This window comes from Parvibaculum sp. (assembly GCF_039973015.1).
Lineage (GTDB): Bacteria > Pseudomonadota > Alphaproteobacteria > Parvibaculales > Parvibaculaceae > Parvibaculum.
This window is the reverse complement of record NZ_JBDWLT010000002.1, coordinates 116888-131317: the sequence shown is the minus strand read 5'-3', so window position 1 is coordinate 131317 and position 14430 is coordinate 116888. Positions and strand designations below refer to the sequence as shown.

General features: G+C 60.6%; 13 protein-coding genes. 9 read left to right on the top strand and 4 right to left on the bottom strand.

The features are described 5' to 3' along the window. Positions 1-90 precede the first annotated feature (90 nt). The 7 genes from pseB (at position 91) to wbaP (ending at position 7215) form a co-directional block, all read left to right on the top strand. A complete protein-coding gene (pseB, locus tag ABJO61_RS00910; protein WP_348323570.1) occupies positions 91-1092 on the top strand; it encodes a UDP-N-acetylglucosamine 4,6-dehydratase (inverting) in 1002 nt (333 codons plus the stop codon). Positions 1093-1121: 29 nt separating this feature from the next. Further along, the gene (locus ABJO61_RS00905) at positions 1122-1832 is read left to right on the top strand and encodes a glycosyltransferase family protein (protein WP_348323568.1); all 711 of its coding nucleotides are present in this window, start codon (positions 1122-1124) and stop codon (positions 1830-1832) included. Positions 1833-1863: 31 nt separating this feature from the next. Beyond that, on the top strand, positions 1864-2910 hold the full coding sequence (locus ABJO61_RS00900; protein ID WP_348323566.1) for a methyltransferase domain-containing protein: 1047 nt from the start codon (positions 1864-1866) through the stop codon (positions 2908-2910). Continuing rightward, complete coding sequence (locus ABJO61_RS00895; RefSeq protein ID WP_348323564.1) at positions 2911-3777, top strand: sugar nucleotide-binding protein; 867 nt, start codon at positions 2911-2913, stop codon at positions 3775-3777. It abuts the gene before it with no gap. Next, complete coding sequence (locus ABJO61_RS00890) at positions 3774-4850, top strand: N-acetylneuraminate synthase family protein (RefSeq protein WP_348323562.1); 1077 nt, start codon at positions 3774-3776, stop codon at positions 4848-4850. Before ABJO61_RS00895 ends, ABJO61_RS00890 begins: the two co-directional genes overlap by 4 nt. Next, on the top strand, positions 4832-5512 hold the full coding sequence (locus tag ABJO61_RS00885; RefSeq protein ID WP_348323560.1) for a glycosyltransferase family 2 protein: 681 nt from the start codon (positions 4832-4834) through the stop codon (positions 5510-5512). The genes ABJO61_RS00890 and ABJO61_RS00885 overlap by 19 nt, the downstream gene beginning before the upstream one ends. A 137-nt stretch (positions 5513-5649) precedes the next feature. After that, positions 5650-7215, top strand: coding sequence for an undecaprenyl-phosphate galactose phosphotransferase WbaP (wbaP, locus tag ABJO61_RS00880; RefSeq protein WP_348323558.1), 1566 nt, complete (start codon positions 5650-5652; stop codon positions 7213-7215). 3 nt (positions 7216-7218) lie between these two features. Here the strand turns inward: wbaP and ABJO61_RS00875 are convergent, their stop codons facing one another. Continuing rightward, a complete protein-coding gene (locus ABJO61_RS00875) occupies positions 7219-7515 on the bottom strand; it encodes a hypothetical protein (protein ID WP_348323556.1) in 297 nt (98 codons plus the stop codon). Positions 7516-7689: 174 nt separating this feature from the next. Here ABJO61_RS00875 and ABJO61_RS00870 point away from each other — a divergent pair, with 174 nt between their 5' ends. Next, entirely contained in the window at positions 7690-8586 is an 897-nt protein-coding gene (locus ABJO61_RS00870; RefSeq protein WP_348323554.1) for a metal-dependent hydrolase, read from the top strand. Positions 8587-8589: 3 nt separating this feature from the next. Here the strand turns inward: ABJO61_RS00870 and ABJO61_RS00865 are convergent, their stop codons facing one another. The 3 genes from ABJO61_RS00865 to ABJO61_RS00855 form a co-directional block, all read right to left on the bottom strand. After that, the gene (locus ABJO61_RS00865) at positions 8590-9357 is read right to left on the bottom strand and encodes an MBL fold metallo-hydrolase (RefSeq protein WP_348323552.1); all 768 of its coding nucleotides are present in this window, start codon (positions 9355-9357) and stop codon (positions 8590-8592) included. Between the two features lie 540 nt (positions 9358-9897). Further along, on the bottom strand, positions 9898-10209 hold the full coding sequence (locus ABJO61_RS00860) for a hypothetical protein (RefSeq protein ID WP_348323550.1): 312 nt from the start codon (positions 10207-10209) through the stop codon (positions 9898-9900). 862 nt (positions 10210-11071) lie between these two features. Then, the gene (locus ABJO61_RS00855) at positions 11072-11665 is read right to left on the bottom strand and encodes a polymer-forming cytoskeletal protein (RefSeq protein WP_348323549.1); all 594 of its coding nucleotides are present in this window, start codon (positions 11663-11665) and stop codon (positions 11072-11074) included. A 1150-nt stretch (positions 11666-12815) separates the two neighbouring features. Between ABJO61_RS00855 and ABJO61_RS00850 the strand changes: the two genes are divergently transcribed. After that, entirely contained in the window at positions 12816-14414 is a 1599-nt protein-coding gene (locus ABJO61_RS00850) for a DNA modification methylase (RefSeq protein ID WP_348323547.1), read from the top strand. Positions 14415-14430: the final 16 nt, after the last annotated feature.

Below are 14430 nucleotides of genomic sequence, written 5' to 3'. Positions count from 1 at the left end.
ACCGTCAATCGGCGCTCGCCATCATGGTTAACGACCCATTAGGCTTATCGTGCAATGAATCGGACACCCAAACGAGAGTGAAAAATCCGGATGTTCGACAATAAATCCGTACTCATTACAGGCGGCACCGGCTCCTTCGGCCGTAAATATGTCCGCACCCTTCTCGACCAGCACAAGCCTCGCCGCATCATCGTCTTTTCGCGCGACGAGTTGAAGCAGTACGAGATGTCCCAGGAATTCTCGCAACCGCAGATGCGCTATTTCATCGGCGATGTGCGCGATGGCGAACGCCTGCGCCAGGCGATGCGCGACGTCGACTTCGTGATCCATGCGGCAGCGCTGAAACAGGTGCCCGCAGCAGAATACAATCCGATGGAATGTATCAAGACGAACATCCACGGTGCGGAGAACGTCATCAAGGCGGCGATAGCCGAAGGCGTCGAAAAGGTAATGGCCCTGTCGACCGACAAGGCGGCAAACCCCATCAATCTCTATGGCGCGACGAAACTCGCCTCTGACAAGCTCTTCGTTGCCGCAAACAACATGGTCGGTCCCGCGAAGACCCGTTTCGCGGTCGTGCGTTACGGCAATGTCGTCGGCTCGCGCGGCTCGGTCGTCCCCTTCTTCCGCAAACTCATTGCCGAAGGCGCAACCTCGCTGCCGATTACGGATGAACGCATGACGCGCTTCTGGATCACGCTTCAGGAAGGCGTCGACTTCGTTATTCGGAATTTCGAGCGCATGCATGGCGGCGAAATCTTCGTGCCGAAGATCCCCTCCGTTCGCATTACCGATCTCGCATCGGCGATGGCGCCGGAACTCAAGCAGGAAATCATCGGCATCCGCCCCGGCGAAAAGCTGCACGAGACCATGTGTCCTGCCGATGACTCGCACCTCACCGTCGAATTCCCGGATCATTTCGTGATCCGCCCGACGATCAAGTTCTTTCGCGGAGATGTCGACTACCTGACCAATAACATCGAGGAACGCGGCGAACCCGTGGCGCAGGGCTTCGACTACAGCTCCGGCACCAACCCGCACTTCCTGAGCGTTGACGAAGTGAAGGCCTACAATGTACGGGCCGACGCATGATGCACGCCGCTTCGAGGAAGTAACGCCTCATGCCCAATGTCGCAATCGTTCAGGCCCGCATGACCTCGACCCGCCTGCCCGGAAAGGTGCTGGAAGACCTGGCGGGGCAGACTGTCCTGCGCCATGTGCTGACACGCTGTGCCGCCATTCCGGGAATCGACATTGTCTGCTGCGCCGTGCCGGAAGGCCCGGAACAGGAGCCCGTCGTCCGGGAAGCCGAAGCCTTTGGCGCGACGGTGGCCCGCGGCTCCGAACTTGACGTACTCGACCGCTACTACACCGCGGCCCGCGACCTCGGCGCGGATATCGTCATGCGCGTGACCAGCGACTGCCCTCTCATCGACCCAGGCCTCTGTGGCGACGTTCTGGCGGCGCTTCTTGCTGATCCGTCGGCCGATTACGCCGCAAATAACTTCGTCCATCGCTATCCGCACGGGCTCGACTGCGAAGCCTTCACATGGCGCGCCATGGAACGTGACTGGCAGCAGGCAACCGAGCCTTACGACCGCGAACACGTCACGCCCTGGCTGCGCCGCGAACCTGAGATCAAGCGGATTTCGCTGGAGGGGCCGGACGAGGCGCTCGGCAAGCTACGCTGGACGCTCGACTATCCCGAAGACCTCGAATTCTGCAAGGCGCTCTTTCCGCTGCTCGGCGACGGCATTCCGTCCTGGATGGAAACGCTGAAGGTCTGCGAGGAAAACAAACATCTTCAGGAGCTGAACGCCATCCGGCGTTAGCGCTGAAAAGGGCCCGCGGGGGAGGTCCGTCATGCAGAAATACGGAAAACCGAGCGCACCTCTGCTCTCTCACAAATCGCACTTTTTCGATGAAAACGAGGCGCTGCTTCAACGCCAGCGCGGGCTTGCCGCGCTTTATGCGAAGCAACCCGGAAGGCTGAATTGCAAGGCCTGCGACGGACCGATAAGCGAGGTCAGTTTCTCGAAACTCGATGTCGACTATCTCGTCTGCCCGCGCTGCGGCCACCTCAATGGCGCACATGAAGATAGCGACGCCTTCTGTTCGGAACTTTATGTAGAGGCGGGCGGCGCGGCCTATGCCCGCGACTACAGCTCCGCCGACCGCGACGCCTATCGCAAGCGCACGGACGACATCTATGTCCCGAAGGCGCGCTTTCTCGCGGATGCCCTTGCTGCAAAAGGCGAAGACCCGGCCGCGCTTTCCTATGCGGATTTCGGCGCGGGCTCCGGCTATTTCGTTTCCGCGCTTCGCGCCACAGGCCTCGCCGACATTCGCGGCTTCGAGGTTTCACAAACACAAGCCGCACTCGCAAACGAGATGGCTGGAGAAGCGGTCGTCCGTACCCACGACCTTGGTGACACGGTGTCGCTGGCGGGCGAAGTGGACGCGAAAGTCGTCTCGCTGATCGGCGTTCTGGAACACCTGCAACGGCCGCGCGAGCTGCTGGCTGCGCTCAAGGACAATGCGGCCGTTTCCTATCTCTACATTTCCGTGCCCCTTTTCAGCCCCAGTGTCTTCATCGAGGCCGCCTTTCAGGATGTGATGCAACGCCACCTTTCCGGCGGGCATACGCATCTCTATTCGGAATCCTCACTCGACTGGACCTGCCGCGAATTCGGCATGAGTCGCGTGGCTGAATGGTGGTTCGGCGGCGACGTCATGGATCTCTATCGGAGTATCCTTGTCCGGCTCTCGGCTTCCGAAAAGACGGCAGGCGCCGCCGGGCTATGGACGGACATGATGAAGCCTGCCATCGACGCCATGCAGGAAGCGCTGGACCGCAAACATCTCTCTTCCGAAGTCCATATGCTTCTTCAGTTCGAAAGAGGCGGCTGAATGAAGACCCTTGTGTTGGGCAGCACCGGGTTGCTTGGCCAGGCGGTCGTGGAGGAAGCACGACGGCGGGGCCATCTGTTGCGGGAAGCGGCCCGGCGGAATGCACCCATCGCGCTCGACATCGCCGACGAGGAGGCGCTTTGCAAGACGCTTGAAGCGGAAAAGCCCGACCTCGTCTTCAACTGCGCTGCCCTTACCGATATCGAGGCCTGCGAACGCGCGCCCCTCGACGCATGGAACATGAACGCGCGCCCTCTTGCCTTTCTCGCCGCATGGGCGCGAGCAAGCGGCGGCAAACTCATTCATGTCTCGACGGACCAGTACTTCACCGAAGGCGGCAAACAGCCACATGACGAAACGGCCCCCGTCTCCTTCGTCAATGAATATGCGCGCACCAAATTCGCAGGCGAAGGCTTTGCCCTGACGGCAGCGGGCGCACTCGTTCTGCGCACAAGCATCGTCGGCATTCGAGGCTGGGAGAAGCCGACTCTTGCCGAATGGGCTATCGGGGTCGCGGAAAACGATCTCGCCGCGACACTTTTCAGCGATGCCTGGTCATCTTCCATCGACGTTGCGAGCTTTGCGCGCGCCGCTTTCGACATGGCGGAGGCCGGCGCATCCGGCCTCTACAACCTCGCTGCAAGCGAGGTATATACGAAGGAAGATTTCGTACACGAGATCGCCCGGCAACTCGGCTGCACGCTCACCGCTGCGACATCCGGCTCCGTTCAGGGCCTGGCCACCACGCGCGCCCATTGTCTCGGCCTCGACAGTCGCCGCGCCGAACAGATCCTGAAATACAGGCTGCCCGGACTTTCCGAAGTGGTTGCTTGCGTTCTGCACAAGTACAACGAGAAACCGTCATGAAGCACGACACATCGCTCCGCATCGGAACGCACGAGATTGCGCTCGATGCGCCCTCCTATTTCATCGCGGATATTGCCGCCAATCATGACGGCGACCTCGAACGCGCGAAGGACCTGATCTGGAAGTCGAAGGAAGCAGGCGCCGACTGTGCCAAGTTCCAGCATTTCCTTGCGAACAAGATCGTGAGCAAGGTCGGCTTCGAGGGAGAGAAGGGTCAGGTTTCGCATCAGGCCGCATGGAAAAAATCGGTCGTGGAAGTCTATGACCAGTATCACACGCGCCGCGACTGGACGCCGGAGCTGCTGGAAACATGCCGCAAGGCCGGCATCCATTTCATGACCACGCCTTACGATATCGAGGCGGTGGACATGTTTCGCGACATCGTTCCCGCCTTCAAGATCGGCTCGGGCGACATCACCTATCACGAAGAGATCGAACACATCGCGAAGACGGGAAAGCCTGTGCTTCTTGCGACCGGCGCCGCCACGATGGAAGAAACGGAAGCTGCCGTCGAACTGATCCTGAAGCATAACAGGCAGATATGCCTCATGCAGTGCAACACGAATTACACGGGCAGTCTCGAAAACTTCAAATATGTGAACCTGCGCGTACTTCAGACATTCGCTGCGCGCTGGCCCGGCATGGTGCTCGGCTTTTCGGATCATACTCCAGGCCACTCCGCGGTGCTCGGCGCCGTGACGCTGGGCGCGCGCGTGATCGAAAAGCATTTCACCGACGACAATTCGCGCGAAGGCCCGGACCATTCCTTTGCTCTCAACCCGGCAACATGGCGCGCCATGGTCGATGCGACCCGCGAGCTCGAAGCAGCGCTCGGAGACGGCGTGAAGCGGATTGAGAAGAACGAGATGGAAACAATCGTCATTCAGCGCCGCGCACTGCGCCTGAAGGATGCGCTTGCCGCCGGAACAATTCTCTCCGAAGACCACCTTGAGGCGCTTCGCCCCTGCCCCGAAAGAGCGGTCTCACCCGATGCGCTCTCAAAGGTTCTTGGCAAGCGCCTGTCCACCGGCAAGAAAGCGGGAGAGGAGTTGCTGTGGACCGATCTCGCATAGCCATCCTCATTCCCGCCTTTCGGGAAGCCGCAACTATTGGCGCGGTGGTGAAAGCCGCGCGCGAATATGCCGATGTGATCGTGGTGGATGACGCTTCGCCGGACGAAACCGGCGCGGAGGCCGCAAATGCGGGCGCCATCGTCATCCGCAACGAGAACAATCTCGGCTATGACGGTACGCTGAACCGCGCCTTTGAGGAGGCGCTCTCCCGTGGTTTTGCTTTTGCGATCACCATGGACGCCGATGGTGAACACAACCCGGCTCTCGTAAACGCCTTCAAGGCGCTTTTGATGGAGGAAGCGGTGCCTCTGGTGCTGGGCGTAAGGCCACGCAAGCAGCGCTTTGCCGAAGTCGTGATGGGTCTTTACGTCCGCCTGCGTTTCGGCGTGAAGGACATCCTCTGCGGCATGAAGGGCTATGACATGAAGCTCGCCCTTGCGAATGGCGGCTTCGACCATACGAACTCCATCGGCACGGAGCTCGCAATCAACTCGCTTCGCCGGGGCACACCATTCCGGCAAATCCCGGTAAGCGGTACGCAGCGGCAGGATGCACCCCGCTTCGACCGGCGTTTACGCGCGAATATGAGGATCCTTGCCGCGCTCGGCGAAATCCTCCGCGCGGATATTCGTGCGCTCTTCGCATCATCCGCCACCGGATAATACCGCTGCCTCCACACTAAACCTCTGCTGGTTTTAAGACTGTATTTACCCTGTTCGCCCGCTCAAAACGGGACAAAGCGGGATGGCGCGCTCCTTGCGACCTCTCCGTCAACTGTCGCATTCGGACACAAGTTGGCGTGAGTATCGTGACCGCACTGAACAACGAAATACAGGCTTTCGAAAGCGTGACCCCCGTCACCGGAACCGGCTTTGCCGGCTTCGAAAGCGTTAATTCCACAAGCCCCTCCACGGGCACGCGCCTGACCCCGCTGGCCGACCGCTTCATGCTGCTGATGGGCGATCTCGGCGCGCTGGCTCTCGCCCAGCTTGTCGCCGGTTCGATTGCGTTCGGCATCAATGTGCAGGTTCTGAATACGGAATTCGCGGCTTTGGAAGCCGGCGAGCTGATGAGCCGCATCATCCGCATCGGCTTCCTTGCCATGCTGCCGATCCTGTGGTGGGCGGCGAAGGGCCACTATTCGAAGCGCACGCCCTTCTGGGCCGAGGCCAAGGAAATCGTTAAGGCGATTGCCCTCGTCGCACTGGTCGACGGCTTCCTGCAGTACATTGCGAAGGACTACTTCTCCCGTCTCTGGATGCTTCAGGCCTGGCTCTGGGCGCTCCTTTTCGTGCCGATGGCCCGTATCGGGATGAGACATGTCCTGAAGCGGTACGGCAGCTGGACCGCTCCCGTCCTCATTATCGGCTCGCGCGAGAACGCCGCCGAAGCCGCACAGGTGCTCGAGGACGAGCCCTATCTCGGCTACGAAGTCGCGGGCACACTGGACCTTGCCGAACTCACCGCCGACCGCAATGCGTCCGATCCCTCTAGCCTTCTCTACCGCGCGGGCGGCCAGCTTTCCGCCGCACTGAAACTCGCTTGCGAGAAGCACGGTGCGCGCTTCGTCGTCCTCGCCCCCTCGCCGGAAGAAATGGCGAGCCTCGACAACATCCTGCGTGCGCTGCACCGCGCCCGCATCGCCTTCTCCATCGTCCCGCCTGTGAAGGGTATCGGCGCGCTGGCGCTCGAAGTGGGTAATTTCTTCAGCCACGACCTCGTCATGCTGACGCTGGCCGACAATCTCAACCGCCCGATGGCGCGCCTGATGAAGCGCAGCTTCGACCTCGTTGTTGCGAGCGCCGCGTTCCTCACACTGCTTCCCTTCTTCTGGGCCGTTTCCCTCCTGATCCGTCTCGACGGCGGTCCGGCCTTCTTCGGCCATCGCCGCGTGGGCGAAAAGGGCCGCGAGTTCCATTGCCGAAAGTTCCGCACCATGCATGTGGACAGCGATGCGATCCTGAAGAGCGTGCTTGAAAACGATCCGCTGCGCGCCGCCGAATGGGCCCGCGACCAGAAGCTCCGCAACGATCCGCGCGTAACGGCGGTCGGTGAGTTCCTGCGCAAGACGAGCCTCGACGAACTGCCGCAGCTCCTGAACGTGATCCGCGGCGAAATGAGCCTCGTCGGCCCGCGCCCCGTCACCTATGCGGAAGTGCTGCGCTATGGCGAGGATGCCGAATACTACCTCGCCGCCAAACCCGGCATCACCGGCCTCTGGCAGGTGAGCGGCCGCAACGAGACAACCTATATGCGCCGTGTCGAACTCGATGCCTGGTATGTGAAGAACTGGTCGCTCTGGCAGGATATCGCCATCATGTTCAAAACCTTCCCGGCCGTGCTCCTTCGCCGTGGCGCCTGCTGAAGCTCAAACTTCAGGCTCCGAGGCTCCCGGAACAACCGATGCGTCGCGCTTTGCAGTGCGGCGCATTTCTCTTTTTTCCTTGGATGCCTGCCAGCGCCGGCCAGCCCAAACGATGGTGACCCGGCGCCAGCGGCGGCCGCGCGGGTGATCCAGCGTGAGAATGGTCAGGCCGAGAGGGATTGCGCCAGGCCCGGGCGGACCGGGAATGAACCCCAGAATGACGAGCGTAACGCCTGCGCCGATGCGGCCCGCACGGCTCTTGGGCACCGGAATGCGGTATTTCCCCACCTTGATCTTCATGAATACCGCGTGCTCCCTTTCCGATAAACGCCGCCAAAGCCTTTGCCGTGCTGAGATACGGTCACGAGGACCAAATTCCGGCGTCTCTTTTGTGAGATTTTGTAACGTGGCATTGAAGATAGGCGGTCGCTGACAAAAATGTAGGGTACAAATGACGGGAAGAGGAGCCCCCCAATGTCCGCCGCCCCCACATCTGCTGCCCCTGCGTCCGCCGCTGCCGCCCCGAGCCAGAGCGGAAGCCAGCTTGCCTTCACCATACGTAACCGGCAGTTCCAGGCCGGCGAACGGAAGAGCTGGTATGACGGCGACCCGGCCATCACCGCCTATTTCAACGCCCTCTCGGCAATGTTTCCCGCCGGCGAGCGCTTCTTCTGCGACACGGTGCGCTATCAGAAGCACAAGATCACCGACCCGAAGCTGCAGGGCGAGATCAAGGAATTCCTCGGCCAGGAAGCCATCCATTCGCGCGAACATCAGTCCTATAACGACCGCGTCGCCGCCCAGGGCTATCCAATGGACAAGCTCGAACGCCGCACGGCGCGGATGCAAAACCTCGCCCGGATGCTGATGCCGAAAAAGGCGCAGCTCGGCCAGACCGTCGCACTCGAACATTTCACGGCCGTTCTCGCCGATCATCTTCTTCGTGAGCGCGAAACCTTCGGCCGTCACGCGTCACCGGAGGAATACGAGCTCTGGATGTGGCACGCGGTTGAGGAGACGGAACACAAGGCGGTTGCCTTCGACGTCCTGAAAGCCATCACGAACCCCGTCACCTTCTATCTCCTGCGCACACGCTCGCTGCTCATGGCGACGATCTTCTTCAACATCAACCTCACGCTTCACATCCGCGATCTCCTTAAAGCCGACCGGCTGCAATGGAGCCCGCGCGCATGGGGCCGGATCTTCCACTATCTCTGGATCAATCCCGGGCCGCTCTGGAAGTCGATCCCGGCCTATCTCGACTGGTTCCGCCCGAGCTTCCACCCCTGGATGCACGACAATCGGGAACTCGTCGCCGAGTGGAAGAGCGCACATGGCGAAGCCCCGGCGGAAGCGGCAAGCGCCGCCTGACGCTCAGCCCCGGCGGGCGAGATAGTCGTCGCAGATTTCGACAAGGCGGTCGCGACCGAAGCTCGGATCGTGACCGCCATGAACCACCCGCACATCGAGGCCGCGCAGGCGCTTGATGGTCTGGAGATAGGTGGCGATGTCCGAATCCGGCAACTCGTCCAGCAGCGGCCCGTCATAGATCGCATCGCCGGAGAAAAGCGTCTTCGTGGCGTTCTCGAACAGGCCGATCGAACCCGGTGAATGCCCCGGCAGGTGGAAGACGGAGAAATGCCGGTCGCCGAGATCGACCACATCGCCCTCCGCGAGATGCCCCGTCGCATGCGTCGAGGTGATCCGATAATCGGCGAGCGAATAGCCCTCATGCGGTAGCGCATCGACGAGAACGGCATCATTGCCGTCAAGACCATAGCCAGCGAGACTTTCCCGCAGCACATCCGGGAAGCCCGCCGAGGTCAGCGCGGCGAACTCCCGATAGTGTTCAAGAAGCGGCGCCTCGATCTCATGTATCAGCCGCGTCTCGAACTCGTGCAGGGAGCCCACATGGTCGTAATGGATGTGGGTCGCGATGGCAGTCAGCGGCTTGTCCGTCATGCCCGCGATGGCATCCTTCAGCGAGGCAACGCCTGTGCCCGTGTCGATCAGAAGATCACGGTCGCGCCCCCGCACAAACCAGATGTTGCAACGGATGAAGGGATGCACATGAGGCTCGTAGAGCCAGGTGATACCATCTCCGATCTCTTGTTTCTCGAACCAGCGCTCGGCGATTTTCAAAGGTGGTCTCCAGCTTGGGTTGGGCCAGCGTGGGGCGGGACAGCTTGGGGCGGGACAAGGAAAAAGAAAGTCTAGCGCAGCCGCCATCGCCCCGCTCGGCTCTTTGCAACCCTCAGAGAAGGGAACACGGGGCCCGCGCGCGCGCCCTAAGCCGCTTCTTCAAACGAGCCCGTAAAGCGGCCCTTTCTGGCCCCTTTGTCCAATGCCGATGGCTTTTGGCACAAGGTCAGAGGAGGTGAAATATCCCCCTTCGTGCTTTTGGCACCGAATTCCCTAAATGCAGGGAGAATACAGGGAATTTCCATGAATTCCGGCGCGAAAAGCGCTTAAACGAGGGCGAAAACCTGAGGAAATAGAGCGACTTACCGATGAAATTCCCTAAGACGCCTTGCAGGGAATTATGTGCATGGGGAGCAGCGAACCTTTCCCGCGTAGAAGGGAACGCATCGCCTATAGAAGGGAAAGGAGCTGGATAGGGGCGAACGGCGTTTAGAGGCCGCTTAAGTGCCCTGAGCCGTGCGCCGGACGTTCCGGCCTGCACTAATGCGCGGGCCCTGGGGCTAGATAATCGAGGAGATCGAAAAGCTCATGTTGCTCCGGGAGACCGAATGCGCGCGCCTCATGGCGACCTGCAAGGTGCAAGAGGAAGGAATCTCGCGAGGGATCAAGTGCATCGCCGAGCGCCGCACAAAGCGGATCGATCGCCTCCGCGCTCTCGAAGACAAGGAAGGAAAAGGAAAGCCCGAAAATCTCCCTCTCACTCGCGTCTTCAAGCGCCTCGTCAAAAGCCATGCGCCGATCGATTGCCTTTGGGTCGTCTCCGACCACAACAGCAAGCCAATAGGTGAACACGGGGAAACCTCCCGTCAATTCAATATGGGTTGGCCTTGTCTGGCCTGCCCCGCGAACCACCCCTCCCAAGGATCCGCGTCTCCAGCGGGACATGGGCCCAATCTCCCCCGACCTCAGTCTCGCAAGCAGGGAAAATGGAGCCTTCGAGACCTCGCCGAAAGTCAGCCCAAAAGTGAAAAAGTTTCACTAAGTGAACATGTGGGGAAAACGCCTCTATAGCCGCTTGAAAAAACTCTTGCGGGCCTAAGAGGGAACTCTCGCGAGGCAAATGAACCTTTCCCGCACTTTGGAAAGGCGCAGCCGGTCTTACAACCGGCATTTCTCGCGCTCGCGGACTAATCACGCCCCCGCCCCGCGCTGCGAGACAACCCGCCGTCCAGGAGGCCCCCCAAGGGCGTAGGTGTTATTTTTGATACATTTCGTATCGCAGATGACATTGGGCCGAAAAGACCGGTCGGGAAGCCAAGGCAGCTTACCTGTTGAAGCAGGCCCAAAACGGAAAGGCGTGACCTTCCTCCCTGGAAGGACGGCACGGGCAACAAACGCTTGGTGCGTTTGCTGCCTAGTGCCGGGAAATGCCTGGCGAACGCTATCCCTTAGGCGACGTACCGCCTATTCGCCGCCTCTCCCGCCCCGGGATGTGCCCCAAGAGAGGAGAAAGGAGCGGACACTAAAGCGGCCATGAAGGCTGACACAAGCGGAAACGGCGCCGTCATTTCCGGTCGCAATGAGAGCTCATTTTCTTGCGTGATGCGCCAGAACCGGGAAAGAGCGCCGACGAAAGAAAACGAGTGCCGTCGCGAGCGGCGCCCACCGCCCAAAACCGCGCTCCCGCCTCGCTGACCCTGTCCCATCGGAGGTTTCAGAAAACGAGGGCTCCGATACCGACCAAGCAGAGCGAGAGCGCCGCTCCGCCTATTGCCGGCACCACGCGTTTGAAGCGCCGCCGTGTCCAGGGCCGCAATGAAGAGCCGCGTGCGGTTTGAACAATTGCAACGCTTTGTGGAGTTCTTTCTTCTGGCCCGTCCTCGCCGTCCGAGACGACGCGCACCTGTGCATCGATCACGGCACCTCGATGCGTCACGAGCTTTGCACAACGAACCTCGCCAGCGATGCGGCTGGAGGAGCGGAGGATGACCTCGCCCGAACATTCGAGTGTGCCCTCGAAGGCCCCCGCGATTTCGGCACGAAGGACCGATGCCTGTCCCTCAACCCGACCAGTCGCTCCGATCGAGAGTTGCGCGGCATTGAGGTCCGCGTTAACCGCAGCGCCATCGACAAACATCACGCCCTGCGTCTCGAAAGAACCTTCGAGCACGCTGTTCTCGCCGATGGTGATGTCTTCATTGCCGGCACGAATTAGGCGCACGGGCGTAGCAGATTTGGATCGACCCGCCTCCGGTTTGGATGCCTGCCCCGACGAGGAGGGGGCGGCGTTCGATTCACTAAGCGACATTGTTATCTCCCAGTCCTAGCAATTGAACCGCCGGCAGCGCCGCCATGCGCTCAGGAAAGGCGTTTGACGGCGAGCGGCTTGTCTCGCTTTAGACTGCGCCGATTGGTTCCTAAAAACTTTTAACCCTGAGCGGAGATGCATCCGGGTTGGAGACAACAAGCACGCAATCCGCTCCGGATTGGCGGCGTTCGGCATGGGAGAGGACAAGCAAGAAACCTCCGGGCAAGCCACCGCGGCAAAACCGCCCCCAAAAGGCCGGGCGAAAGGCATCCCTGTTGGAGGTTCGAGAGAGATGGTTAGCAGGGGAGCGCTTGAGAGAAGCTGTCTGAGGAAAGCGATCTGAGGAAAGCGATCTGAGAGAGATGTCCAAGAAGAGTGTTTGAGGGAAGTGGCTGAGGGAAATGCCTGAGAGGAGTGCCTGAAGAGAGTGCCTGAGAAGACTGCCTGAGGGACGGGCGCAGAACATGGGGCCGAGGACCGCACAAGCAAGGCATGATCGCAGAGAAGAGGACGCCCACAATGAGAACGCGCAAGAAGAACGCGCGCAAGGAAGACCAGCAACCAGCCCGCATATTTTGAGGGCCAACATTCGGTCCCGACATCTCAAAAAACGACAGCCAACAGAAAAATGCACCCCGCGAATCGGTTGCGCGGCAAAAGCACCGCCGCCAGTCGTCTCGTTTATCGGATGAAGGGATCAAATAGCCGGAGATCCGAAGCCCGAGAAATTGACGCGTCCACCCCGTGACGAAGTGGTGCAATGCGCGAAAACCTCGGGATGCATCGCGCGCCGCTAGAGTGACTCCAACGAGAATGCTGTACAGATCATCGCTCTAACTCTCCAACTCAAAAAGCATCCGCAAGAAAATTGCGAAGTGCCGCGATGACATAACCGATCTCAAAAAACTCTTGTCCAAAAAAATTTTCGTCTGTACCCGAATAAATTATTGACGAAGCGCGATACCGACGCCACCTTCGAGAGAGCCGCGCAACGAATTTTCCACGGAGGGTGTTGCCGACTGAACGCCGCAAGGCGGGTGGTTGGAGCCCCTCCGGATCAAACGATGCCGAGGCGGCTCACTCCTCCACCCAACTCCGTCGTTCACGAGGCAACACCCGAATAAAGGTGTGAACGAAGGAGTATATTGGGATGACGAAGGATTTTCCGGCGAAGAAGTCGCCGAAGGCATTGAAGAAAAAGCTTGCAGCGAAGTCGCGCAAGAAGAAGCGCGGTCTTGAAAGCGGCGTGGTCCTTGAGACCGCGAGGCAGACGCGCCGCAACCGGGCCGAGCCGTCACTCGGGATCGTGTTGCGGCCGATCGGAGAGCTCTACGCACCTTCCGTCAATGTGCGCCGCTTGAACGAGGACCACATCGCCGAGGTCGCTCAGTCGATTGCGGCCTTCGGCAACATTGTGCCTCTGCTCGCAACGGCGGAAGGTGAGGTGATCGACGGGGTTACTCGCCTCGAGGCCGCACGACGCCTCGAATACGCGGAAGTGCCCTGTATCGAAATCGATCATTTGAACCGGAGCGAGCTGAAGCGTTTGCGGCTCGCTGTCAATCGCCTGGGCGAAAAAGGGGAATACGACCTCGAGAATTTGCGCCTTGAGCTGGAGGAGATCGTGCTCGATGAGGGCGTAATCGAGATCCCGGGCTTCGACGGTGCGGAACTCGATATCATTCTGGACAGCGGGGACACGAGCGAGGCCGCGGAGACGTCGCCCCCCGAGCGCGAACCTCGCGCCGCCGTCGCGCGTCCCGGGGATCGATTTACGCTGGGCGTCCATACCCTTGTCTGCGGCGATGCGCGCGATGCTGAGAGCTATTCAGGACTTGCGGAAGCCGGGCTCAAGGCACGTCTCATCGTAGCCGATTTTCCCTATGGCTGTGCGATCGAGGGCTTTGCCAGCGGCAAGGGAGCGGTAAAGCACCGTGAGTTTGTCGGGAATTCAAGCGGGGTGGATGAAGAAACCATCGCCACCCTTTTCGCTGACGTGCTCGAAGAAGCACCGGAGCACCTGGTCGAAGGCGGTCTTGGCTTTTACCCGATGGACTGGCGCGGCCTTTTTACCTTTCTTCGTGTTGCGCGCGAAGCGGGCACGACGCTTCTCAATCTTCTTGTCTGGTACAAGGGGCGCGGCGGCATGGGCGGCCTCTATCGCAACGCTCATGAGCTGATCGCTGTCTTGAAGCATGGGGACGCCCCGCATCTCGACCGGGTAAAGCTCGGTAAGCATGGCCGTGATCGGACCAATGTTCTGATCTATCCGGGCGCCACCACGCCCGGGTCGTCCGCCCGTGCCGCCCTCGCCGATCATCCGACCCCGAAAAGCGTCGAGCTCATCGCCGACCTTATTCTCGATACGACGAAGCGCGGTGAGCTCGTGCTCGATCCCTTCATGGGCTCGGGCACGACGATCATTGCGGCCGACAAGACCGGCCGCATCGCTTACGGCATCGAACTCGATCCTCTTTATGTCGACGTCGCGGTCCGGCGCTACGAGGCTTGCACGGGCCAGCAGGCGGTCCATGTGGGCTCCGGCAAGAGTTTCCGCGAGCTGGGGGAAGAGCGGCGGAGGGAAGCGCTCGTCGTCGACAACGAGGATATGGACGACGCACAGGCCGCAGAGCCCTCGGGGCGGAGGCAGGAAGCGGGCGGGACCACCGAGCACCGCTCTTCTTCAACGCCGGAGGACACGCCCGCAAGCGATATACCGGCCGGAGAGGCGGAGACATTCCTCATCTAGCCACATCGAGGTCCTC